Here is a 22,514-nt window from a genome sequence, read left to right as displayed (position 1 = left end):
AATGTCCTCCTCAGTTGACCAGCGATTCGGCGATGCGCTCGGCGGTACCGAGAGCGGCGGAGGTCATGATGTCCAGATTGCCTGCATAGGCCGGCAGGTAGTGGGCCGCGCCCTCTACTTCCAGGAAGATGGAGGTCTTCAGGCCGCTGAAGCGACCCAGGCCTGGAACGTTCATGGGCTGGTCTTCGGGGATGTCATCAAACTGCACTTTCTGCTTCAGGCGGTAGCCTGGCACATAGCTGTTTACGGCCTGGACCATTTCTTCCACCGAGGCCTCCACTTCAGCCTTGTCTGCCGCGTCGGAGAGCACGTACACGGTATCGCGCATCAGGAGGGGCGGCTCGGCCGGGTTCAGGATGATGATGGCCTTGCCCTTCTGGGCACCGCCCACCACCTCAATGGCCCGGGACGTGGTTTCGGTAAACTCGTCGATATTGGCGCGGGTACCGGGGCCGGCGGACTTCGAGGAAATCGAGGCAACGATTTCGGCGTAGTGGGCCTTGGCCACTCGTGAAACCGCCGCAACCATGGGAATGGTGGCCTGGCCGCCGCAGGTAACCATGTTGACGTTGCCTTCCTGAAGCTGCTGCTCAAGGTTCACCACCGGCACGCAGTAGGGGCCGATCGCCGCAGGCGTCATATCAATAATCTTGATGCTCTCCTTGTGGCCGCGCAGAAAAACCTCGTTGTGCATGTGGGCCTTCGCGGAGGTTGCATCGAATACAATGTCGATGTCGGCGAATTCCGGCATCTTCACCAGTCCATCCACCCCTTCGTGAGTGGTGGCCACGCCCATTCGGGCAGCACGGGCCAGACCGTCCGATTCCGGATCGATCCCGACCATGGCGCCCATTTCAATGTTCTTGCCATTGCGTAGAATCTTGATCATCAGGTCGGTGCCGATGTTGCCCGAGCCGATGATGGCTGCCTTTATTTTCTTACTCATAGCCTAGTCCTCGTTGTTCTTTTCAATCAGGCAAAACGCACCGAGGCGCTACCGATACCACCGATATCGACCCGCATATAATCACCGGCCTTGACCGGCTCCAGTGGCACCAGAGAACCGGAAAGGATGACCTCCCCTGCCCTCAGGGAAATACCGAACTCGCCCAGGGTATTGGCCAGCCAGGTCACGCAATTCACCGGGGAACCGAGTGCTGCCGCTCCGGCCCCTGCACTGAGTACACTGCCGTTCTTCTCCACCACCATGCCGCAAGTCACCAGATCCACCTTACGCGGAGACACCGCCTGATCCCCCAGAACAAACAAGCCACAGGAGGCGTTGTCGGCGATGGTGTCCTGGATGGCGATCTTCCAGTCCTGGATGCGGGAATCGACGATTTCGAAACAGGGCATCACACACTCGGTTGCCGCCAGCACGTCTGCATTGGTGATCCCTGGTCCGGTCAGATCCTTTTTCAGGATGAAGGCAATTTCGCCCTCAGCCCGGGGGGCAATCAGCCGATCACTGATGGGCATCACCTCGCCACTGTTGAACACCATGTCGTCGGTGAGGTACCCGAAATCCGGCTGGTGTACGTTCAGCATGTTCTGCACCGCCTTGCTGGTTACACCGATCTTCTTGCCAATGATGGAGGCCCCATCGGCAAGACGACGCTCCAGCATGCGCAGGGAAATGTGGTAGGCATCGTCGATACTGATTTCTTGACCACGACTGGTCAGCGGCGCGACTGCCTCCCGGCTCAACATGGCCTGGTATAACTCGTCGCCAAGCGCCTGAATTTTTGACTGTTCCATTAATTACCTCCGGTGGCGGCCTGGTCGGCTTCGCTCAGGAAATCGTTGACCAGTCGTGCAAAACGGCTGGCATGTTCAATTTGTGTCCAGTGTCCGCAACGCCCGAAAACATGAAGCTGGGCCCGGTTGATCAGTTCGGCCAGCTTCAGTGACGCCTCCAGCGGGATCACTTCATCCTCGCGGCCATGGAGTATCAGGGTTTCGTGGGGTAGCGCCCGGATGTCCTCTTCCTTGCTCGCAAGGTTGTCGACCCAACGCTGGCGCGGCGCCGGGAACATGGCGGAAAACGACTCCTGGAAACCTGGACGAACACTGGCCTGGTAGCGCATCTGTGCCAGCTCTTCGGTCAGCAGACTCTTGTCGTAGGCGAACACATCCATCAGCCGGCGCATGGTGTCCAGCGAGGGCTCGTAACCCCAGACTTCATCCAGACCCTGGGTGATCGGAAAGCTCACACCCACCGATCCCATCAGCACCAGCCGACGCACCCTTTGCGGATGTTCAACGGCCAGGGCGAGGGCCAGTCCGCCGCCGAACGAGTTACCCACGAGATCAACCTGTTCCAGGCCCAACTCGTCCAGCACGCCAATTGCGTGCTTCACCCAGCGTTCCCGGTTGTAGGTTTGGTCCGCAGGCCGCTCGCTGTATCCAAAACCAAGCATGTCTGGCGCAATCACGCGCCGATTTCGAGCCAGCTCAGGCATCACCAGTCGCCAATTGGCCCAGGCTGTAACGCCTGGACCTGACCCGTGAATCATCATGACCGGAAATCCCTCTCCCAGGTCGTGCAGGTTGGTGCTGTAGCCAGCGGCGTTGATCTCTCGCCCGATTTCCGGACTCTCTACAGGTGCGTTCATGGCTGCCTCAAAGTTTCACGCAGATGTTCTTCATCTCGGTGTAGAACTCCAGCGAATGAACGCCACCCTCGCGGCCAACACCCGATTGTTTGCTCCCGCCGAAGGGGGTCCGAAGGTCCCGCAGGAACCAGCTATTCACCCAGATAATGCCCGCCTCAATCTGGCCAGCAACGCGATGCGCACGGGTGATGTTTTCGCTCCAGATCGCAGAGGCCAGCCCGTACGGCAGGCTGTTGGCCAGCTCAATGGCCTCCTCTTCGGTGTCGAAGGGGCGAATGTGGCAACAGGGGCCGAAGATTTCGTCCGTCACCACCGCCGAGTCGTCCGCGAGACCGGTCCAGATGGTCGGCTCAACCCAGGCTCCGCCCGCCAGCTCTGCAGGCATGTCCGGAACACCGCCGCCGGTAACCACGGTAGCGCCGTCATCAACCGCTTTCTGGTAGTAGGAGAGGACTTTCTCACGGTGCTTGAGACTCACCAGTGGCCCAAGGTTGGCGTCGGCATCATCTGGGGGACCGATCTTCAGGCCCTCCGCCGCTTCCTTCAGACGGCCGACGAATTCGTCGAAGATCGAACGCTCAACGTAGACCCGCTCCGTACCCAGGCAGACCTGACCACAGTTCGCGAAGGCGGAACGCATGGTGCCCTCAATCGCCTTCTCCATGTCACAATCTGCGAATACCAGGCCGGCATTCTTGCCTCCCAGCTCCAGGGAAATGTCGCGGATACCTTTGGCAGCGGCCTTCATAATGACCTCGCCAGTACCGGTCTCGCCGGTGAAGGTAAAGCCGTCTACCTGTGGATGCTCGGTCAGATACGCACCGGCAGAATCACCGCCGAAGCCATGCACCACGTTGTAGACACCGTCCGGAACGCCGGCCTCTTTCATCACCTCGCCCAAAAGGGCTGTGGTGGTCGGTGTCTCTTCCGACGGCTTGACCACCACTGTATTGCCGCAGGCCAGGGCCGGTCCGACCTTCCAGGTCATCAGCAGCAAAGGCAGGTTCCAGGGACTGATGACGCCAATGACGCCTTTCGGACGACGGACCGCATAGTTCAGGGCACCGGTACCATCCGGAGTCGGCATTTCAAAGGATTCGGTGGGCACGTTCTTGATCATGTCCGCGAACACTTTGAAGTTGGCGGCCCCCCGGGGGATGTCGATATGGCTGGCCAGAGATTTCGGCTTGCCGGTATCGAGACACTCTGCCTCCAGGAACTCATCAAAACGGGCGTTGATCCCATCCGCCACTTTGTGAAGGATGGCGGTACGCTGTTCCAGGGTCATTTTGCCCCAGGGACCCCGCAGCGCGGCTCTTGCCGCCTTCACTGCTGCGTCCACCTCTTCCCGGCCAGCTTCGTGAACCTTGCTGATCACTTTGCCGTTCGCAGGATTAACGTTGTCGAACAGCCTGCCACTGGCCGAACCAACGTACTGCCCATTGATGTAGTGTTTGATGTCTTTCATTGCTGCTAAATCCTGTTGCGCCAGTGTCGGTTGTCAGGTCAGTACCGTCAGGAACCGTTCGTTCAGTACCCGGTCGTGGTAGAAGATGGCCTTGCCCAGTTGCTCTGCCTGCCAGGTAACCGGCTTGTGATCGGGGTAGTTGTAATCTCCGCCACAGAACACTTCGTTGCGGTTGCCGGAAGGATCGAAGAAATAGATCGTCTTGCCATGGGTCAGGCCATGTCGGGTGGGACCGATGTCAATGGATGTGTCGGTCATAGAGATCAGATCGGCCGCCCTGAGCACGTCTTCCCAGGTTTCCAGGTAGAACGAAGCGTGGTGGAACTTGCCTTTCTCTTCATGATGAATAAAGGCAATGTCATGAGCCTTGGTGGACAGAGTGAGGAACTGCGCGATTCGGGTTCCGTCGCCGTCGAGCACCTGTTCGGCCAGATAGAATCCGAGTACGTTAACGAACAGGTCGTAGGTGGCAGCCAACTCTGGCCCATAAAGAAGGCAGTGGTCGAAGCGGACCGCTTTCATGCCATCCAGGCCACGCGGCCAGGCTTCCGGGTTGACTTCGGTAATGCCCCATTTGCCGGTGTACTTCTTGTCAGCGTAAAGTTCGAACGTGTGACCCGAGGGGGCGTTGAAACGAACCCGCCGACCGCAATCTTTCAGTTCCCCTTCCGGAACCTGTTCAACCTCCACGCCATGATCTGCCAGATCTTTTTCGAGTTGCTGCAGGGAGGCTTCATCCACCACCTTGAAGGCCATAAAGTCCATGCCCGGCTCATCAGCAGGTCGGAGCACAACCGAGAACTTGTCCACCTCCGTCCAGGCTTTCAGATACACGCGACCGTGATCGTCCCGGTCGGTTTCAATAAGACCCAGAAGGTCTGTGTAGTGTTTGAGGGCCTCATCCATATCGAGTACGCGGATCTGGACGTGGCCGGGACGCATTACACCTTTTTTCATGACAGTTACCTCAACGCTCTTGTTGTTGTTTGCTCGCTCGTTTCGCCCGGCGCGGATGGCTCCAGGCACTCAATAGTCAGATCGGTGACCGGATAGATCCGGCAGGCCAGGACCTCCCCTTGCTCAATGGCTTCCGGCGGTGCGTGTGCGCGGCTCATCTTCCCGCACTCGTATTCACCCTCGACCACCCGGATCTTGCAGAAGCCGCAGCCACCGCCACGGCAGCCGACGGGCACGCACTTCACACCCCATTGCTCCATCGCTTTGAGAACGCTTTGCCCTTCACCGCAAGTAAAGCTGTCCCCGGTTGTCCGGTTGGTTACCTGGCATCCGATACCCATGGCGCACCTCCGGTTATATCTTCTTGAACAGGGCCGAACGCTGGGTGTCTTCCGCCCCGTCCGCCGCTGTCAGGAACTTCTCCATAAAGATGTCACGCTCGAACAGCCGCCCCTGCATCAGTGCCGTGATAGCCGCATCAATCATCGGAGGGGGGCCACACAGGTAGGCCTTGTTGCCAGCAAAACGGCCATCGAAATGGGCTTTGGCTGCGTCATGGACATAGCCACGGAAACCCTGCCATTCAGAGTCTTCTTCCGCCTGACTGAGAGCCGGTACATAGGTGAAGTTGTCGTGATCGCGATCCAGAGTCTCGAATAACTCCCGGTTGTAGAGCTCGGCAAGGTTTCTGGCGCCCTGGAACAGGACAATCTTGCGTTCGTCGTTCTGTGCCAGAAGATCCAGGATCATCGATTGGGGGCTGGACAACCCTGAACCGCCAGCGATGAAGATCAGGTCGCCAGGCTGGGAACTGCGCACGAAGAACTGGCCGTAGGGGCCTGAAAGATTCAGCGCATCACCGGTTTTCAGTTGTTCGTGGATGTAGGTAGTGGCAGCACCGCCCTCAACGAGACGAACATGCAGCTCCACTTCATCGGCTTTGCCGGGTGGATTAGCCAGAGAGAATGCCCGGGCGCCATCGACACCAGGCAACTCGATATTGATGTACTGGCCCGCCTGGAACGTCATGGGGCGGTCCAGCTTCAAATGCACACCTCTGATGGTTGGAGAAAGCTCCACGATGTCCGTCACAGTGGCGGTATAGTCCTCAACCGGGTAGCCCTCGAAATCCGGATCCACATCGATATCCGCTTCGATGGTGACATCGCTTTCAACAGTGGCGCAGCAGGCCAATACCTTGCCCTCGTCACGTTCGATATCCATCAGGGCGAAGGGCGAGGCGTCACCAATTTCGACATCACCTTCCAGTACCTGGACCTTGCAGGTGGCGCAGGTGCCATGCCCGCAGGCAAACGGCAACCAGACACCCTGGCGCAGTGCGGCTTGAAGGATGGTCTGCCCATCCTCCACTTCAATCTGCTCGCCTATGGGCTCGATCGTTACGGTGTGACTCATGGCGCTTACCTCAGGATGCAGAGCCGGCAATGCCGTTCAGTTCTGGAGTGATCACAGTCAGCATGCTCTTGTGGTCAATGCCACTGCGCTTAAGGGTGGCCGATGGGTCCGGCGTGAAAGGCTCGCCGTTGAGTTGCCACTGGGCGTCCAGGAATCTGGCTCTGACCGAGTCCGGGTGAGCCTCGACCGCCGGCTTCAGCACCTCCTCGATGAAGGCTCCAAAGGTCATGTCTGGCTGCACCAGGAAGGCAAACGGTGAGCAGTACATCAGATGGTGGGGCCAGTAGAGATACAGCAACTGCATGCCATGAAAGTTCTCTACCTTGTCCCGGGGTTCAAACTTGTAATCGTATAAAGCGTTCACACTCATGATGGTCACCTTGTTGTTTTTGTGGGTGAAACGCCCGGTGCCGATGACATCGGGCGAATCCCTGATCAGGCCGCGTCTTGCTTGGCGCTCTCGGTCTTCTCCTCGGATGACTTGCCCTTTATGGCGAGCCAGCGCTTCTGGTCCGGGGATCCCACATAGTCGAAATTGTCTTCGCCGATGTTGATGTGGTAGTACTTCGAAACCACCGTCTCGACGTCGCCGCCTTCACAGTTGCCCTGGTAGATCTGGTGCACCGGCAGCCATGCCTGGACGTATTTCTCGGGCTCGTTCTTGAAGATGTCGCAGCATCCGTCCGAGCAGAAGTGATAACGTTCGCCCTCATGCTCGATCTGGCGGTGGCTGAGCATGCTCGGATCGTCTTTCTCGGTGAAAATGGTCGGGATCTGGCACACCTGACACAGCTGGGGCAGCGTGTTGTTGTAGAAGCGACGGCCTTCGGCGTGCTCCTTCGCCCAATGCTCGAAGCGTGGACGGTAGTACTTGTCGAAGGTGTCCGGATACTTCTCGGACAGCCAGTCCAGCTCTTCCTTTTCAGGCATCCAGGTGTGGAAGTTGGTGGCATGGCCGTACTGGTAGAAGGTGGCCCACGCCTGATGGCTTACATGGTTCTTCGCGTCATTGGCGATGTCCTGGTACTTGGGCGGACGAATGCCATAACGCTCCAGGTCCTTGAACAGCGCGCCCCCGTTCTGCTCGTAGTACACCTCCCAGGCTTCCGCCCAGGACATGACCTTGTTCGGCAGCATGTAGTCCATCATCATCCCCACCAGGCTCAGCAGGCGGAAACCACGCCAGAACCACTTGTCGATCCACTGCTGGACGATGGGCACGTTGTCTTCGTGCTGCTCCAGAATGAACTTGATCACCTCAAGACCAAGAGTCATGTGCCGGGCTTCGTCTGACTGGGCGGAGAAACCGAAGGTAACGGTTGCCATATCGCCGTTGTAGGCAGCGCCGGACATGAACGGCACGAACAAAAGGTTCGTCAGCACATACTCGAACGAGAATGAAATCGCCGTCAGGAACTCGAACGGGCCGGCAGAGCGAGCGTCGTCAAAGAACGACTTCGGCACCGAGAGGAACCACACCCGGTCGTGCATGTGCGCCGCATCATGCAACCCGTTGAAGTGTTTGTTGTAGTGGCTCATCGCGTGCTGCTGGGTCTGGGAATGACGCAGCTCGTCAATGGCCTGCATCTGACAGGCGACCCGCGCACCGGCACCGCTGAACTGGCGGCCAACCTTGGCATAACCCTGGTACGCCGCATGCTCCAGCGGCGACACACCACTGAGAAACAGCTTCAGCGCGTTGACGTAACGGGCATCTGAAATGTTCTGGTGACCATTGTTCTGGGCGAACGCATCAAAAATCGCGTACAGCTTCTTCTCTTTCTCGGCCTGGTACTTCCAGTAGGCATCCATGGTCAGCCGGAACGGATCCTCCCACTGGGACCAGTCGGTAATCTTGATGCCTTCGAACCGCTCGTCCGGGTAGATGTCTTCTTTTTTCTGATAGGTCGGCTCCCAGGACATATCCCGGGTCAGGTACTGGTACTTGTCTTTCAGGTTCAATTTCTTGTTTTTAACAGCCATGATAGGTCTCCCGATTAGTTCCACTGAAGAATGAAGTGGTCATCGTCTTCATCGACATTGCCGCCGATACTGATTACATCGATGAGCATTTCCTGAACGTCCCAGTCCCGGCCAAGCTTTTCTTCCATTGTTTCCCGGTTGATGACCAGGCGCTTCTCGGCCTGGATCCGGATCATTGCTGGCTGGTGCTGGAGCTCCGCTTCCGGGTTGTCCTCCATAATGGCTTCCGCCAGATACCGGGCGTTGTCGTTGTCCTGAAAGGCAATGAATACGAGCTGGCTCATGCGGATACTCCCTGGCTCTGCAAGCCACATTTCTTGAGACGGGTGGCGAGTTCGGCGCGGGCTTCGTCTAGCGCGTCGATGCCAGCTGAGGCTTGCGCCAACGGTTTCAGGGCGTTGTAGGCCTGGGGCTCCCAGTGATTGATCCACTTTTGAAGCAGTTCACGGTTGTCGTCGCTTTCACCCGCAACAACTTTCAGCATGGCGTTGGTCCAGCGAAGCGACTCCTTGTACCAGTCGCGCATGAACTCGGTGAGCATGGAGACATCCTCCGCACCCTGGCTCTCGAACCAGGTGTCGATCTTGTCGTAGACCAGGGGGTACATCAGGCCGTCCATGAGGATGTTCTGAACCAGGGTCAGCTCGAACCAGTCATCAATCACCAGGGAGTCTTCGACCAGTTTGCGCATGGGCTGCCAGAGCTCGTCATCCATCCAGTAGCCCTTGGATTCATCGAGTCCAGCCCCGGTGCTGCCGTCAATCATCAGGGCAATCCGGGATAGGTACTGGCCAATTCCCAGTCGATCCATCCCGGTGTAGATATGCATCTGGGAGACAGTTGTGGCGGTCGCATCACCGGCGATCTTGCTGTTATTCATGTTGGCACCAAGCTCAACATGACGCAGGGGCACCAGCAGTCGTAGTAGCTGTTTCTGGGTTTCCTGGGGAAGGCGGGTCAGAAGATTACGCTTCTCGCAGAAACCAAAGCTGGTCTCGGCCGCCTCCTGCATCTTGGCGCGATTGCCTACATAGGCGCCGTAATAGAACTGGCGCGGATCGGTAACCGCATACCAGTCTTCCATGCGGATCGCGGTGCGCGTCGGATCGTTCAGGGTATGCTCAGAATCCCATTGCGGCCGATAGTGGAAGTTGGTCTTGGCCTCAATGTCGTAACTGGCTTCCTGATAGCGGGTTGCCGGCTTGTCGCCAAAGCGGCGGGCAATGTGGCCATAGGTATGGCGGATGGGTTCCACCGAATTGGTCTTGATTTCGATACTCATATCAACCTTACCGTCTTGTTGTTGTGAATATGGATGCTGAAGCGCTTCGCTCAGTAACGCTGCCCACGTTCCCCGAAGCGCCACTTGACCATGTCTTCATCGATCTCGCGGATCATCTCGGAGTCCATGTGGACCACCTTGTTGTGCCTGCAGAAGATTTCGAAGGCCTCGCGGGGAAGAACGAGTTCAACGAACAGCTCCGGGTAACCAATGGCGAAGTCGAATTCCACGAACTTGTCGCCCGGCTCACTCCGCACCCGGATGTATCGCGTCAGCTCGTCGAAGGATTTGATGTCGTTCTGGGTCGTCATTGTTTGCCCCATTGTCTTTGTTGTTGGCTGGTGAGAGAGGAGCAACGGGTGTGCCAAACCCTGAGCGGGCGACAATCAAAGTTTTCAATCTACTGTTTTTATTAGCTTTATTTTGTTATTCGGAGTCGCAGGCAAGGATGTTTCAGGGAACACAACGAGGGTTGGAACGGGCGGATTTTCACTATTTGATCAACTCGGGAAAGCCATCTCAGCAAATGCTCAGATGCACAGAAAATCATCAGACCAATGGCCAGATTTTTATCATTTGATTGATTTTTGACTTTCATCAGGTGTTATATAGAGCAGCAATTTCGTGCCCGCACTCGGACTCTCAACCAGGGCACAACCCCAACCCCACACAACAACAAACGGGGCTCCTGACATGGCAATCAGCTACAAGCCACAGCTGCAATACGTGGACTTTCAGGATCTTACGGAACAGATCCGGTTTCAAAGCACGGAAGGCAAAATCTGGTTTGGCGAACAGCGGATGCTCCTCATGCAGGTCTCCGCCATGGCTGCATTCCGCCGTGAGATGGTCAATACCATCGGCATTGAACGGGCAAAAGGGTTTTTCCTGCGCCTTGGCTATCAGTCCGGACTTCGGGATGCAGAACTTGCCCGCAAGCTTCGCCCGCACTGCAGCGAACTGGACATATTCCTGGCCGGGCCCCAGCTCCATTCTCTGAAGGGCATGGTGAAAGTCATCCCGATTGAGATTGATATCGATCAGGACACGGGGGGCTTTTACGGGGAACTTGACTGGTTTGACTCTTTCGAGGTGGAGATCTGTCAGACCGAACTCGGCCAGATGGACGAGCCTGCCTGCTGGTCGCTGCTCGGCTATGCCTGCGCATATACCTCCTCGTTTATGGGACGCCAGATCATTTTCAAGGAGGTCACCTGCCGGGGCTGCGGCGACGAGAAATGCCACATCGTCGGGAAACCGGCCGAAGAGTGGGAAGACTCAGAGGAGTTCATCAAATACTTCAAAGCAGACCCCATGATCGAAGAGCTCTACGACTTGCAGTCTCAGGTGAGCTCACTTCGCAGTAGCCTTGAGAATCAACAGGGGCAGTATTACGGCATTGGCCAGTCCGCGTCTTATAACAAGGTCTGCAAGATGATCGACAAGGCCGCCATGGGCAAGGTCTCGGTCCTCCTTCTGGGTGAAACCGGCGTCGGCAAAGAGGTCATCGCCAGAAGCGTCCACCTCCGCAGCGAGCGGGCGGAGCAGCCGTTTGTCGCCGTGAACTGTGCAGCCATACCTCCCGACCTGATTGAAGCCGAACTCTTTGGTGTCGAAAAGGGCGCCTACACCGGCGCGAATCAGTCACGTCCGGGCCGCTTCGAGCGGGCTAACGGTGGCACCATTTTTCTGGATGAGGTGGTCGAACTTACGGCTCGAGCGCAGGCCACGCTGTTAAGGGTACTGCAGGAAGGTGAACTCGAACGCGTGGGTGACAATCGCACCCGCTCGGTCAATGTTCGAGTGATTGCTGCCACGAACGAAAGCCTCGCCGAAGCCGTTGAATCCGGTAAGTTCCGCGCGGATCTGTACTACCGACTGAATGTATTCCCGGTAAAAATCCCACCCCTTCGGGACCGGCTGGAAGATCTGCCTCTACTGGTGGAGCATTTTCTAAAGAAGTTCCATTCGGAATACAACAAAAGAACCCTGGGTCTTTCTGACAAGGCACTGGCTCTGTGTATGAATTATCGTTGGCCCGGGAATATTCGAGAGCTTGAAAATGTGATCGAGCGGGGCGTGATTCTTACTGATAACAACGAATCTATCAGTCAGGAATCCTTGTTCGCCGTCTTCCCGGACAATCATTCGGAAAAACCCCATGAAGTCGTGGATGGCGAGGGTCATGTGGTACACGAAGGTTCGCCAGGAAATTCCGGGGGCTGGGCAGATCAGATTCTGGGCGACTCCATCAGTCTGGATGAAGTTGAAGAGACACTCATGCGCCGCGCCATGGAGCAGGCCAACCAAAATGTCTCTGGTGCTGCACGCATACTCGGACTTACCCGCCCGGCCCTGGCCTACCGGCTTAAAAAATCCGGCATCCTCGCCGAAAACTGAAAGCAAACCCCATCGGGCAACAGGGATGTTGCGACGACCGAATCCCACCTTATGAAATAAGCAATCCGCCTCTTGGTTTGATCATTTGATTAAAATCAAACTTTTCTATCGGCCTGATAGCGCGCCCAAACGACCAGTTAAATTCTGAATTAATTATTTATTTTCAGCTAGTTAAAAAAGCCTTAAAGGACATGGCATACCGGTTGCTCTCTCACCGTCAGTCGCTTTTTCACAAAAACAAAGACGGTGACAGAAAATGCAAAATACCCCTCTGCGCTCATGGCGCACTGTCGGTACAGCGATTGCAATAGCCAGTAGTTCATCGCTGCTGCTGACGGGTTGCGAAGCGCCCCTCAATCTCGAGGCCGTACGCCAGGTTTCCGAACAATCCTCCAAGCGCACAGACTTCTACCAGTCCATGGTCCGGAACGATCAGGTCATTGTCGTTACTGGCAACGACGGTGTACTGCTTACCAGCCGGGATAACGGCGAAACCTGGAAGAGACAGGCACTGAATTCCACAGCAAGCTTTCTGGCTCTGGATGTCTGCCCGGACAACTCATTTATCGGGCTGACCTTCGACAACCAGGTATGGCAAGGCAACGTCCAGGGAAGCCTCTGGACCCCGCACCCGTTGCCGAGCCAGGAACAAATGCTGACCGTGGCTTGTGCCCCTGACGGCAGTTGGTGGGCAGCAGGCAGCTTTACCACCATCCAGTACAGCTCTGATCTGGGCGAGAACTGGAATGAAACCTCTCTTTACGAAGACGCCATCATCAACAACCTGCAGTTCATTAACGAGGATCAGGCCATCGCCACCGGCGAGTACGGCATGGTGCTTCGCAGCGATGATGGTGGCTTTAACTGGGATTACGCCGGTTATCTGCCGGATGAGTTCTACGCCCATACCAGCTACTTCCGCTCCATGGAGGAGGGCTGGGTTGGCGGCCTGAACGGGTTCATCTACCACACCACAGACGGCGGTGAGAGCTGGGAACAGATGCCTACTGAGACCAATGCTCCGGTATTCGGTTTCATCCCCGGCCGCTCCGAACTCTATGCGGTTGCCGACAATGCCACCGTTCTGCAGTTGCAGGGGCCCGCCTGGAAAAAAATCTCGGAATCTGACCAGCCGCTGTATCTGCGAACCGGCCTGCTCATGCCCGAGCAAAGACTGCTTGTTGCCGGAGGTCGTGGCCTGCTTTTCGACCTTGAACTTCCTGCGGCGAACGCCGCCAGCAAAGACTGAGGATATCAACCATGCCCGGATTGCATCGTTTCACACATCTGCTGCATCTGCTGGAAGTGTGGATATTCAACAACCCCCGCAAGGTGCTTTCAGTGATCGCGATACTGACACTGATCTTCGCCCTGCGTATCCCAGGCCTGAAAATCTACACGGATTTCGCGGATCTTTTGCCTCAGCAACACCCTTACATCCAGCTGCATAACAGCATCAAGGACAGTTTCGGTGGTGCCAATGTTCTTGTGGTCGGGGTCGAGTTTTCCGACGGTGATATCTTCACCAACGACAACCTGGCCAGAATCGATCGAATCACCCAGGCGGTCGACAGCCTGCCGGGCGTCAACCACAACCTGGTTTCCAGCGTCACCCACCGCAATTCCCGGAAAATCTGGCTGACGGAAGTCGGCAGCATCAACTCCGAGCCCTATTACGACTCTACCAGCGGCGAATATTCCCAGCAGGCACTGGATGCCATGCGCGCCGATGTAGCCGCCAATCCGCGGGTTTACGGGCCGCTGGTTTCCCCCGATCTGAAGATGGCGCTGGTCAAGGCGCAGCTCATTGAAGGCAAACTGGATTACGAAGCAACCTTTGCCCAACTTCAGGAATTGCGCGCCAATGAGGCTGGCGAGGGTGTCACCATCTACGCCACCGGTCAGCCGGTGCTGGTGGGCTGGGCCTACACCTACATGGACCAGATCCTTCAGATCTTCATTTTCACAGTGCTGACCATGCTGGCACTGCTCATCTTCCACTTCCGTAAAGCGTACGGTGTGCTAATCCCCCTTGGAGGCGTTCTCATCTCCACCGTGTGGGGACTTGGGATTATCAGTGTACTCGGCTACAACCTGGACCCCTTAGGTCTGGTAATCCCCTTTTTGATTGCAGCGCGAGCCATGAGCCACGGTGTGCAACTGGTCGAGCGCTACTATGCAGAGACCCTGGTACTGGGTAGCGGCCCAAAGGCGGCGAAAGCAACCTTTGACAGCCTTTTCCGGCCAGGCTCTCTGGGGGTGGTCTCCGACGCCATTGGTCTTTCGTTGATCGCCATTGGCTCGATCCCCCTGAACACCCATCTTGGCATCTACGCGTCACTCTGGGCGATCACCGTTGTTTTTACCGTCCTGATCGGTGTTCCGTTGCTGCTTTCGATCCTGCCCACACCGAAAAAACCGGAAATTCGCGAAACTGCCTTGCGCCACATCGGTGCCAGCTGCTCTCGAACCGTCACTCGGCCCGGAGCGGCCCGAGTCATTCTCGCCGTGGCAGCTATATCCATGCTGGGTGGTTTGCTGGCCGCATCGAATGTACAGATTGGTGATTCCGAGCCCGGCTCGCCGATCCTTTACCCCGACCACGATTACAACATCTCTTCCCGCGTGGTTAATGACCGTTTCCCGGGTTCCGAGGAGCTCTACATTGTTGCCGAAACCAGTGAAAAAGGCGGACTGAAGCGTCCCGAGGTGCTTGAGGCCCTGTCTGATCTTCAGGCCCATATGCTGCTGGATCCGGAAGTGGGCGGCAGCAAGGGATTACCCGACCTGGTCAAGCAGGTGAATCGTCTGATGCACAACGATGACCCGCGCTGGTACCAGATCCCCCACGATGCCGGCTACGTGGGTGGGTTGATGTTCACGTACATGGCATCGAGCCCGGTGCCTGGCGCCCTGGATGAGTTCAACGACACCGACGATCGAGTCGCCAACCTGGTGTTCTATTACAAGGACCGTCAGGGCGAAACCATCCGTCGTGCGATTCATATGGCCAAGGAATGGATCGCTGAAAACGGAGACAGTGTTGAAGGCCTGACCATTCGACTGGCGGGCGGCACGCTTGGTGTCGCAGCTGCCATGAACGAATCAGCCTTTGAAACCAATGTGATCGTTCTGCCACTGGTCTTTCTGCTCATCTTCGCCTTCGTGATGCTGTTCTACACCTCCTGGCACGCCGGCCTGATGATGCTCCTGGCAATGCTGTTCGCCACCACCCTCACCTACGCCTACATGGGCCTGAACGGTCTGAGCATCGACATCAATACCGTTCCGGTCATCGCTGTGGGAATCGGCGTAGGTATCGATTACTCCATCTACATGATGGACCGCATTCGCGAGGAAATGGCCAAGTGCGGGGACCTGCGCGAATCCGTCAGACGTGCCATTTCAACCACAGGCATGGCCATCAGTTTTACCGCACTGACCCTGATGGCCGGGATCATCATGTGGGTCATCTTCTCCAATCTTCGATTCCAGTCAGATGCTGCGCTGCTGCTGTGCGTGATGATCGTCATCAACGGCATGGCCGCCATGCTGCTGGTGCCTTCCTGGGTACTGGCTTTCAAACCGCGATTCATCACCGACGTCTATGCCGATGAAGACGGAATCCTGCATTCGGACCACAAGGAAACGAAATCAGCTCCATCCCCTGTGTTGGATTCAAGACAGGACGATGGGTTTGTGACGGGAGCGCCGTACCGGGCCTGAACCCGGTACCAAGCCCCACTAAAACCTGTAACGAGGACATGCCATGCAAACAACAATAAAAGGCCTGAGGTTCTGGTGCTGCACCCTTGCGGGTAGTGCCACCCTGGCGCTGGTTCCAATGACTACAGCCGTTGCTGCGGAAGATGCCCGCGTCAACGGTTTCTACGAAAACGCAACCTACGGGCGAGAGGGCGTCGGTCTATCCAAATTCCGTAATACGCTGCAACTGGAAGGCGAGAAACGAATTGGCGACGTGGGCATTTTCAGCAACGTTTCCATCAACGGCACATTGCGCGGCACCTATGACGGGGTGTACGACCTGAACAAGGATGAATATGGACGTACCGCTGGTGGTGCCATTCTTCTCGAAGACACCGCGCTGGCGCCCAATCCTGACCCATTCGTACCCCATGGTGGCGGTATCGCTCCGACACCCAACTTCGGTTTCGACATCAATCAGAACCCCAACGACGGCATGATCGTCCTGGGTGAAAACCTGCACCCTCAGGATGGTGGAGTCGGATTTGGTGTTCCGGTGCGCCCCTGCGATGTCGACAGCCGGGGCTGTATTGATGACTACCTGGACAAGGATCTGAACGAGCTTCGTTTCCAGGAGTTCAACGACCGGGCGGATTTCATCCGTGAACTTTATGTCGATTTTGACCTGAACTTCGACAGCGGCAACGTGCTGAGCACCCGCCTGGGTAAACAGCAGGTCATCTGGGGCCGCACGGACCTGTTCCGGGTACTGGATGTTATCAACCCGGTGGATTTCTCCCGCAACAACATCTACGACGAGCTGGAAGACATCCGAATCCCCATGTGGATCCTGAAGTCAGACTATCGCATGGGCCCCACCGAGGTATTCGATGGCTTCGCCTTCGACGACCTGAACTTCCAGGTGGTCTGGAACTTCGATCAGTTCCGTCCCCATGATATCGGCCAGTGTGGGCAGCCGAACGTCATCCTGGATGCAGGCTGCTTCTTCCGTGGTATGAATAATCTGTGGGAGAACGGCGGCACCGTTGCCAACTTTGCCAACGGCAGCATCGCGACAGACTTTGGCCCCGGGCAGATCGGTATCCGTGAGGCGCATCTGCCGAGCTGGAGCCTTTCCAACACCCAGCTGGGTTTGAAACTGGAAGGTGTATACGGCGATCTCGGCTTCTCTCTGAACGCTCTGACCTACCGTTCCCAGCTTCCTTCCCTCCGCGGTGGCATCCCGGCTGAGAACGCATTCACCGGCGATACCGCCGTTTGGCCAAGCCTGATCGCATTCGATATCCACTTCCCGAGAGTGAACCTGGTCGGCGGCTCACTGGACTACTACTCCCAGGGCATCGACACCGTGTTCCGGGTTGAGACTGCCTACACCTCTGGTGAAGAGTTTGCCAATACCCTGCGCGAGAAGCTGTATTCCGAGTCTGATGTCGTTCGCTACGTCGTGGGGGCCGACAAGAACATCTTCATCCCTGCCCTGAACGAGTCCCAGGCGTTCCTGTTTTCCGGTCAGATCTTTGGCCAGCACATTCTTGACCACGAGCGCGAGCAGCGTCTGCTGGGCGAAGCCGGCATTCCGGACTGGGAACAGAACTGGATTGCGACCCTGTTGATCAAGGGTTTCTACATGAATGGCCGTCTTAGCCCACAAATCATTACCGCCCACGACGTCCGAGCCCAGGCAACTGCAGTTGCACCGTCAGTGGAGTGGCTGGTTAACGACAACTTCAGGCTCACAGCCGGCGCCAACTTCAAGGTCGGCGATGGTGCCCGCAAGTTCGATGACTGCCGCACCTGTAACCCCTGGGATCCGTTCACCGCCGCCTATCCTGGCCAGCCTGCGGGTGAATCTGCCGGTCTTTCCGGATACGAACCCCTTGGCCGCTTCCAGTCAGGACCGATCGGCATGGCCCAGAAAGAAGACGAAATCCAGCTGACCGCACGTTACAGCTTCTGATAACGAGGAACCAAAATGACTACGACAAAGAACAAATCCGTTTTTAGATGGCTGATGGCTGGCTGCACGGCAGGCCTGATGTCGACAGCGCTAATGGCCGATGAAGCAGTTATTACCAACTCCTTCTATCCCTACAACACAGAGACACCGAGCTTTGATGGACTAAAAGCCGGAATGGTCATTGACCAGAGCAACGTTGCCCAGTTCAAGGACGCCATCGATCCCGCATTCTACGGTTTTATCGAGCAGGGCATGACCACCATCACCGTAGGCGAGACCACCTCCTTTGATCTGCATCCGAACTATGTCGAAGCTACACGGGTTTCGCTGGGACAGGTGTCTCTTGGAAACGAGGTGGGCGAGATCAGTGGCTGGAGTGCGGGCCGCCCCTTCCCCGAAGAACCTGACGCCAACGATCCACGAGCCGGCGAGAAGCTGGCCTGGAACTACAAGTATGGCTACAACTGGGGCGACAGCGCGGCTATCTACCCGTTCTACTGGAAATATCGGGACATGGACTCTGGCAAGGTGGAACGCACTATCAAGTTCAACTTCCACTTCCTGAACTATAAAGGCCGGGTCATCCAGGAACCGACGCCGGAAATCACGCCGAACCCGTCTGACCTGTTCCGGGCGATTTATGTGCAGGTACTGGACCCGGCTGATGTCCGCAACACCCAGCTCCTGATCCATCGTGCAGCGGACGATCTGAAGCGGGACAACTCCTGGTTGTACCTGGGCTTCCAGCGTCGGGTCCGTCGTCTGGCAACTGGCCAGGTCACCGACGCGTTCCTAGGCTCTGATCTGATGATCGAGGACTTTGAGGGCTATAACGGCCGGATTTCAGACATGAACTGGACCTACAAAGGCACTCGCTACATGCTGATGCCCTTCTACAACCACAATGATCTGACGCTGGATGCCGAAACCCACAGCGACAGCGATGGCTATCAGGTTGTGTCCTTCAGTGGCCAGGGTGGCTGTTTCCCGGATATAACCTGGCAGCTGCGCAAGGTCTACGAAGTTGAATCCGTTCCTGTGGACGAGAGCCACCCGCTCTCAAAGCGTGTTCATTTCATGGACGCACAAACCTTCACCATTCCCCGAACCGTGTCCTACGACCGCAAGGGTAGCCTCTGGAAGACCTTTACCATTGGCCAGGCACACCCCGATCACCACCTGCCGAAAAACAAGGGCAGCGGTGTGTCCATTGACGACAGCTTCAGCATGATTGATGTCCAGGCCAGCCACTGCACCACCGGCCAGTTCAAGGGACAGGTTGATCCGGAACTGTCGCCGCCCCAGATGTTCAACGTTCAACACCTCCGGGCAACCGGAAGCTGATCCACGGATCTTTGTTGCTTCTCCATTGGGCCCGCTTCTGCGGGCCCCTTTTTTGGATCATTGAGGATATTGAACATGATGGATAGCCAATCAACTGCCAGCGAACAAGGTTCAACAGATCCCCTCACAGTTGTCGTCTCTCGGCGGGTCAAAAAAGGCAATCAGGAAGAGTTCGAGGCTCTCAGCAGCAAAATGACCGAACGAGCATCTCGTTTTCCGGGATATCTCGGTACCGCCATGTTCCGGCCGGCGTCACCCGACGATCCCGAATACCGCATCGTGTTCAAGTTCCGAGACCGGGAATCCCTTGCTGCATGGGAAGCTTCCAATGAGAGAGCGGAGCTGCTGGAGCAGATAGAAAGTTTGCTGGTTCAACCCAGTGAACGGGAAGTGACTTCGGGAATCGTTACCTGGTTCACTTTGCCGGGTCAAAATCCGGTGACGCCACCACCCAAATGGAAGATGACCCTTGTCAGTTGGCTGGCACTCTATCCGGCTGTCACGCTCGTCTTCGTCATGTTCGGAGACTGGTTGGCACAGATACCGCTTTTTGTACGAACACTGCTGGTCACCGCGGTGGTGATGATCTTGATGAGTTATGTGCTCATGCCGAGGATGACCCGCTGGTTCGCATTCTGGTTGTTTCCCAAGAAAGGCGACTCATCCCGATGAGCAAACGACCTCTTGAACCACATCGGCCAGCAATGGGCATGGAGCAGGCCAAACCGGCATGACCTGCTCACGACTGCATCAGTTTAGAAATGAATAACCGTCCGGATGCTCTTACCCTCATGCATCAGGTCAAACGCCTTGTTGATGTCTTCCAACGGCATTTCATGGGTAATGAACACATCCAGTGGGATCTCACCCTTTTCGGCTTTTTCCACATAGCCCGGCAGCTCGGTACGACCTTTCACACCGCCAAAGGCTGAACCACGCCAGACCCGACCGGTGACCAGCTGGAACGGACGGGTGCTGATTTCCTCGCCTGCACCGGCAACACCGATGATAGTGGATTCACCCCAGCCTTTGTGGCAGGCCTCAAGCGCTGCACGCATCAGTTTCACGTTGCCTACGCATTCGAAGGTGTAGTCGGCGCCGCCGTCGGTCATGTCGACAATCACTTCCTGAATCGGCTTGTCGTAGTCGTTGGGATTAACCACATCGGTGGCACCCAGCTGTTTGGCGATGTCGAATTTGCCCGGATTGATGTCGACGCCGATAATCCGACCCGCCTTGGCCATCTTGGCTCCGATGATCGCCGCCAGGCCGATGCCACCCAGGCCGAAGATGGCCACAGTGGCGCCTTCCTCAACCTTGGCAGTGTTCAGTACCGCGCCGATGCCGGTGGTGACGCCGCAGCCAAGCAGGCATACCTTGTCCAGGGGCGCTTCCTTGGGAATCTTGGCCAGGGAGATTTCCGGCAGTACCGTGTATTCGGAAAACGTGGAGCAGCCCATGTAATGATAGAGTGGCTGACCGTTGTAGGAGAAACGGGAGGTACCGTCGGGCATCACGCCCTTGCCCTGGGTCGCGCGCACGGCACCACACAGATTGGTCTTGCCAGAGGTGCAGAACTTGCACTCGCCGCATTCGGCCGTGTAGAGCGGAATCACGTGGTCACCCACTTCCAGGTTTTTGACGCCGGGTCCGACCGCCTCGACAATACCGCCACCTTCGTGGCCCAGAATGGTCGGGAACAGGCCTTCGGGGTCAGCACCAGACAGGGTGTAGGCGTCGGTATGACAAACACCGGTGGCAACGATGCGCACCAGAACCTCGCCCTCCTGGGGCGGCGCCACATCGACTTCGACAATTTCTAGCGGCTTGTTGGCCTCAAAAGCCACCGCTGCACGGGATTTAATCACTGTCGGACTCCTGTTGAATTCGGATCTGTGTTTTGGATTTCACGCCACGATGTGCCGGCTGTTCGTTCATTCTAGACGAAGTGCGCAACCAGATGGGCGGCGAAATCTTTTTCGGAACTGGCTCGTATCTTCTCACAGCTGACAGATACCGAGAGAGGAGCTCTTACGTTGCGCACGCTTTACTGGTTTACGCGGGATCTTCGCCTGCACGACAACGCTTCGTTGCTGGCGGCCTCGAAGTCCGACATGCTGCTCTGCCTCTATGTGGTCGATCCGCGCTGGTTTGCGCCCGGTCCCCTGCAGAGCAAGGCCATGGGGGATCATCGGTGGCGCTTTCTTTGGCAGAGCCTGATGGCGTTGGAACGCAGCCTTCGACCACTGGGCCAGCGGCTCCACATCGCCTTTGGTGAGCCGGAAACGGTCATTCCGCAACTTGCGCACGCCCACAGCATTGAACGGGTTGTCCGCTCCCGGCTTCCGGGCACCCAGGAGGCCGGTCAGTGGCAAGCCATCAAGGACAGGCTGCCCAAGGCAGTATTCCAGCAATTCGAGACTCTGAGCCTGTTCACCGAGGGTTCCCTACCGATGGCGCTCGGGGAGTTGCCGGATACCTTCTCCCAGTTCCGCAAGCAAGTTGAGAAAACCGGAGATCGCTGTTCAGAGCGCTTGCGAATCCGCACCCTGACGGCCCTGCCGCCACCGCCGGGATTCCCGGAGGACAATCGTGGCGACTGCCCGCCGATACCGGAACCGGTGCATCCGTTACAGTTTATGGGTGGTGAAGCCGCCGGCCTGGCGCGGCTGCAGGAATTCCTCTATGGCAACCGCAGCATTGACCGCTACAAGGAAACCCGGAACGCCCTGGACACCTGGGATGCCTCCTCCAAGTTCTCACCCTGGCTGGCGAACGGCTGTCTCTCGGTCCGGGAAATAGCAGAAACCATCACCGAATACGAAGCCAGCGAGACCAAAAACGAATCCACCTACTGGCTCTGGTTTGAGCTCCTCTGGCGCGAGTATTTCTACTGGTACGCCCTGAAACATGGCGCCAACCTGTTCCGCCGGGACGGCGTCCAGCGTAAACGTCGGCATGGCACCTTCTACGGCCATCGTTTCAAGGCCTGGTGCCAGGGCAACACCGAATATCCGATCGTGAACGCCGCAATGAATCAGCTGCGGGAAACCGGTTACATGAGCAACCGGGCCAGACAACTGGTCGCCAGTTGCTTCATCAACGAACTCGGGTTGGACTGGCGCTACGGAGCGGCATGGTTTGAGGAGCAGTTGATCGACTATGATGTAGGGAGCAACTACGGCAACTGGCAGTACCTGGCTGGCGTAGGGGCGGACCCGAGAGGCCTACGGCAGTTCAACCTCGAAAAACAGACGCAGCAGTACGATCCCACCGGCACCTTTATTGACCGCTGGGGCGGGCATGCAGATCAGCCCGTAGGCTTACACACAGTGGATGCGGCAGACTGGCCCCTGTAGTAAAAGG

At 57.0% G+C, this 22,514-nt stretch carries 20 protein-coding genes; 7 read left to right on the top strand and 13 right to left on the bottom strand.

From position 1 onward, the window contains the following. Positions 1 to 10: 10 nt before the first annotated feature. The 12 genes from J3362_RS14290 to J3362_RS14235 all read right to left on the bottom strand — a co-directional run bounded on the left by J3362_RS14290 (position 11) and on the right by J3362_RS14235 (position 10,032). On the bottom strand, positions 11 to 946 hold the full coding sequence (locus J3362_RS14290) for an acetaldehyde dehydrogenase (acetylating) (protein ID WP_062783127.1): 936 nt from the start codon (positions 944 to 946) through the stop codon (positions 11 to 13). Between the two features lie 26 nt (positions 947 to 972). Next, a complete protein-coding gene (gene dmpE, locus J3362_RS14285; protein ID WP_014579149.1) occupies positions 973 to 1,758 on the bottom strand; it encodes a 2-oxopent-4-enoate hydratase in 786 nt (261 codons plus the stop codon). Then, entirely contained in the window at positions 1,758 to 2,615 is an 858-nt protein-coding gene (locus J3362_RS14280) for an alpha/beta fold hydrolase (RefSeq protein ID WP_108018058.1), read from the bottom strand. The genes dmpE and J3362_RS14280 overlap by 1 nt, the downstream gene beginning before the upstream one ends. A 7-nt stretch (positions 2,616 to 2,622) precedes the next feature. Further along, positions 2,623 to 4,083: a 2-hydroxymuconic semialdehyde dehydrogenase gene (locus J3362_RS14275; RefSeq protein WP_064229177.1), complete on the bottom strand. Its 1,461-nt coding sequence runs from the start codon at positions 4,081 to 4,083 to the stop codon at positions 2,623 to 2,625. A gap of 33 nt (positions 4,084 to 4,116) precedes the next feature. Beyond that, the gene (locus J3362_RS14270) at positions 4,117 to 5,040 is read right to left on the bottom strand and encodes a catechol 2,3-dioxygenase (RefSeq protein WP_014579146.1); all 924 of its coding nucleotides are present in this window, start codon (positions 5,038 to 5,040) and stop codon (positions 4,117 to 4,119) included. A gap of 5 nt (positions 5,041 to 5,045) precedes the next feature. Beyond that, complete coding sequence (locus J3362_RS14265) at positions 5,046 to 5,381, bottom strand: 2Fe-2S iron-sulfur cluster-binding protein (protein WP_014579145.1); 336 nt, start codon at positions 5,379 to 5,381, stop codon at positions 5,046 to 5,048. 13 nt (positions 5,382 to 5,394) lie between these two features. Next, positions 5,395 to 6,456: an NADH:ubiquinone reductase (Na(+)-transporting) subunit F gene (locus J3362_RS14260; RefSeq protein ID WP_349520519.1), complete on the bottom strand. Its 1,062-nt coding sequence runs from the start codon at positions 6,454 to 6,456 to the stop codon at positions 5,395 to 5,397. A gap of 10 nt (positions 6,457 to 6,466) precedes the next feature. Then, entirely contained in the window at positions 6,467 to 6,826 is a 360-nt protein-coding gene (locus tag J3362_RS14255) for a phenol hydroxylase subunit P4 (RefSeq protein WP_349520518.1), read from the bottom strand. Between the two features lie 65 nt (positions 6,827 to 6,891). Then, the gene (locus J3362_RS14250) at positions 6,892 to 8,439 is read right to left on the bottom strand and encodes an aromatic/alkene/methane monooxygenase hydroxylase/oxygenase subunit alpha (protein WP_014579142.1); all 1,548 of its coding nucleotides are present in this window, start codon (positions 8,437 to 8,439) and stop codon (positions 6,892 to 6,894) included. A gap of 14 nt (positions 8,440 to 8,453) precedes the next feature. Next, positions 8,454 to 8,723 carry an MmoB/DmpM family protein gene (locus J3362_RS14245; RefSeq protein ID WP_014579141.1) on the bottom strand — a complete coding sequence of 90 codons (270 nt, stop codon included), beginning with the start codon at positions 8,721 to 8,723 and terminating at the stop codon, positions 8,454 to 8,456. Next, the gene (locus J3362_RS14240) at positions 8,720 to 9,721 is read right to left on the bottom strand and encodes an aromatic/alkene monooxygenase hydroxylase subunit beta (RefSeq protein WP_349520516.1); all 1,002 of its coding nucleotides are present in this window, start codon (positions 9,719 to 9,721) and stop codon (positions 8,720 to 8,722) included. The genes J3362_RS14245 and J3362_RS14240 overlap by 4 nt, the downstream gene beginning before the upstream one ends. A 50-nt stretch (positions 9,722 to 9,771) precedes the next feature. Further along, on the bottom strand, positions 9,772 to 10,032 hold the full coding sequence (locus tag J3362_RS14235; protein WP_014579139.1) for a phenol hydroxylase subunit: 261 nt from the start codon (positions 10,030 to 10,032) through the stop codon (positions 9,772 to 9,774). Positions 10,033 to 10,414: 382 nt separating this feature from the next. Here J3362_RS14235 and J3362_RS14230 point away from each other — a divergent pair, with 382 nt between their 5' ends. The 6 genes from J3362_RS14230 (at position 10,415) to J3362_RS14205 (ending at position 19,820) form a co-directional block, all read left to right on the top strand. Further along, positions 10,415 to 12,121, top strand: a complete 1,707-nt coding sequence (locus J3362_RS14230; protein ID WP_064229181.1) for a sigma-54-dependent Fis family transcriptional regulator — start codon at positions 10,415 to 10,417, stop codon at positions 12,119 to 12,121. A gap of 256 nt (positions 12,122 to 12,377) precedes the next feature. Continuing rightward, complete coding sequence (locus J3362_RS14225) at positions 12,378 to 13,370, top strand: WD40/YVTN/BNR-like repeat-containing protein (RefSeq protein ID WP_349520513.1); 993 nt, start codon at positions 12,378 to 12,380, stop codon at positions 13,368 to 13,370. Positions 13,371 to 13,381: 11 nt separating this feature from the next. Beyond that, positions 13,382 to 15,847: an efflux RND transporter permease subunit gene (locus J3362_RS14220; protein ID WP_349520511.1), complete on the top strand. Its 2,466-nt coding sequence runs from the start codon at positions 13,382 to 13,384 to the stop codon at positions 15,845 to 15,847. Positions 15,848 to 15,890: 43 nt separating this feature from the next. After that, positions 15,891 to 17,804 carry a DUF1302 family protein gene (locus J3362_RS14215; protein WP_062783150.1) on the top strand — a complete coding sequence of 638 codons (1,914 nt, stop codon included), beginning with the start codon at positions 15,891 to 15,893 and terminating at the stop codon, positions 17,802 to 17,804. A 15-nt stretch (positions 17,805 to 17,819) separates the two neighbouring features. Next, positions 17,820 to 19,148: a DUF1329 domain-containing protein gene (locus J3362_RS14210; RefSeq protein ID WP_049784508.1), complete on the top strand. Its 1,329-nt coding sequence runs from the start codon at positions 17,820 to 17,822 to the stop codon at positions 19,146 to 19,148. Positions 19,149 to 19,223: 75 nt separating this feature from the next. Next, the gene (locus J3362_RS14205; protein ID WP_349520508.1) at positions 19,224 to 19,820 is read left to right on the top strand and encodes an antibiotic biosynthesis monooxygenase; all 597 of its coding nucleotides are present in this window, start codon (positions 19,224 to 19,226) and stop codon (positions 19,818 to 19,820) included. A gap of 83 nt (positions 19,821 to 19,903) precedes the next feature. Here J3362_RS14205 and J3362_RS14200 read toward each other — a convergent pair whose 3' ends face one another. After that, the gene (locus J3362_RS14200) at positions 19,904 to 21,016 is read right to left on the bottom strand and encodes an S-(hydroxymethyl)glutathione dehydrogenase/class III alcohol dehydrogenase (protein ID WP_053113753.1); all 1,113 of its coding nucleotides are present in this window, start codon (positions 21,014 to 21,016) and stop codon (positions 19,904 to 19,906) included. A 168-nt stretch (positions 21,017 to 21,184) separates the two neighbouring features. Here J3362_RS14200 and J3362_RS14195 point away from each other — a divergent pair, with 168 nt between their 5' ends. Continuing rightward, positions 21,185 to 22,507, top strand: a complete 1,323-nt coding sequence (locus tag J3362_RS14195; protein WP_349520506.1) for a DASH family cryptochrome — start codon at positions 21,185 to 21,187, stop codon at positions 22,505 to 22,507. Positions 22,508 to 22,514: the final 7 nt, after the last annotated feature.

The organism is Marinobacter sp. NFXS11 (assembly GCF_040148675.1).
In the GTDB taxonomy this organism is placed as follows: domain Bacteria; phylum Pseudomonadota; class Gammaproteobacteria; order Pseudomonadales; family Oleiphilaceae; genus Marinobacter.
Note: the sequence above shows the minus strand (reverse complement) of the source record. Positions and strands in the feature narration are given on the sequence as shown.

Excerpts from the sequence above, each read along its gene's own strand:
- J3362_RS14260 (WP_349520519.1), bottom strand. The coding sequence starts at position 6,456 with ATGAGTCACACCGTAACGATCGAGCCCATAGGCGAGCAGATTGAAGTG.
- J3362_RS14250 (WP_014579142.1), bottom strand. The coding sequence starts at position 8,439 with ATGGCTGTTAAAAACAAGAAATTGAACCTGAAAGACAAGTACCAGTAC.
- J3362_RS14240 (WP_349520516.1), bottom strand. The coding sequence starts at position 9,721 with ATGAGTATCGAAATCAAGACCAATTCGGTGGAACCCATCCGCCATACC.
- J3362_RS14280 (WP_108018058.1), bottom strand. The coding sequence starts at position 2,615 with ATGAACGCACCTGTAGAGAGTCCGGAAATCGGGCGAGAGATCAACGCC.
- J3362_RS14225 (WP_349520513.1), top strand. The coding sequence starts at position 12,378 with ATGCAAAATACCCCTCTGCGCTCATGGCGCACTGTCGGTACAGCGATT.
- J3362_RS14220 (WP_349520511.1), top strand. The coding sequence starts at position 13,382 with ATGCCCGGATTGCATCGTTTCACACATCTGCTGCATCTGCTGGAAGTG.
- J3362_RS14235 (WP_014579139.1), bottom strand. The coding sequence starts at position 10,032 with ATGACGACCCAGAACGACATCAAATCCTTCGACGAGCTGACGCGATAC.
- J3362_RS14265 (WP_014579145.1), bottom strand. The coding sequence starts at position 5,381 with ATGGGTATCGGATGCCAGGTAACCAACCGGACAACCGGGGACAGCTTT.
- dmpE (WP_014579149.1), bottom strand. The coding sequence starts at position 1,758 with ATGGAACAGTCAAAAATTCAGGCGCTTGGCGACGAGTTATACCAGGCC.
- J3362_RS14275 (WP_064229177.1), bottom strand. The coding sequence starts at position 4,083 with ATGAAAGACATCAAACACTACATCAATGGGCAGTACGTTGGTTCGGCC.
- J3362_RS14215 (WP_062783150.1), top strand. The coding sequence starts at position 15,891 with ATGCAAACAACAATAAAAGGCCTGAGGTTCTGGTGCTGCACCCTTGCG.
- J3362_RS14205 (WP_349520508.1), top strand. The coding sequence starts at position 19,224 with ATGATGGATAGCCAATCAACTGCCAGCGAACAAGGTTCAACAGATCCC.
- J3362_RS14245 (WP_014579141.1), bottom strand. The coding sequence starts at position 8,723 with ATGAGCCAGCTCGTATTCATTGCCTTTCAGGACAACGACAACGCCCGG.
- J3362_RS14255 (WP_349520518.1), bottom strand. The coding sequence starts at position 6,826 with ATGAGTGTGAACGCTTTATACGATTACAAGTTTGAACCCCGGGACAAG.
- J3362_RS14210 (WP_049784508.1), top strand. The coding sequence starts at position 17,820 with ATGACTACGACAAAGAACAAATCCGTTTTTAGATGGCTGATGGCTGGC.
- J3362_RS14290 (WP_062783127.1), bottom strand. The coding sequence starts at position 946 with ATGAGTAAGAAAATAAAGGCAGCCATCATCGGCTCGGGCAACATCGGC.
- J3362_RS14270 (WP_014579146.1), bottom strand. The coding sequence starts at position 5,040 with ATGAAAAAAGGTGTAATGCGTCCCGGCCACGTCCAGATCCGCGTACTC.
- J3362_RS14230 (WP_064229181.1), top strand. The coding sequence starts at position 10,415 with ATGGCAATCAGCTACAAGCCACAGCTGCAATACGTGGACTTTCAGGAT.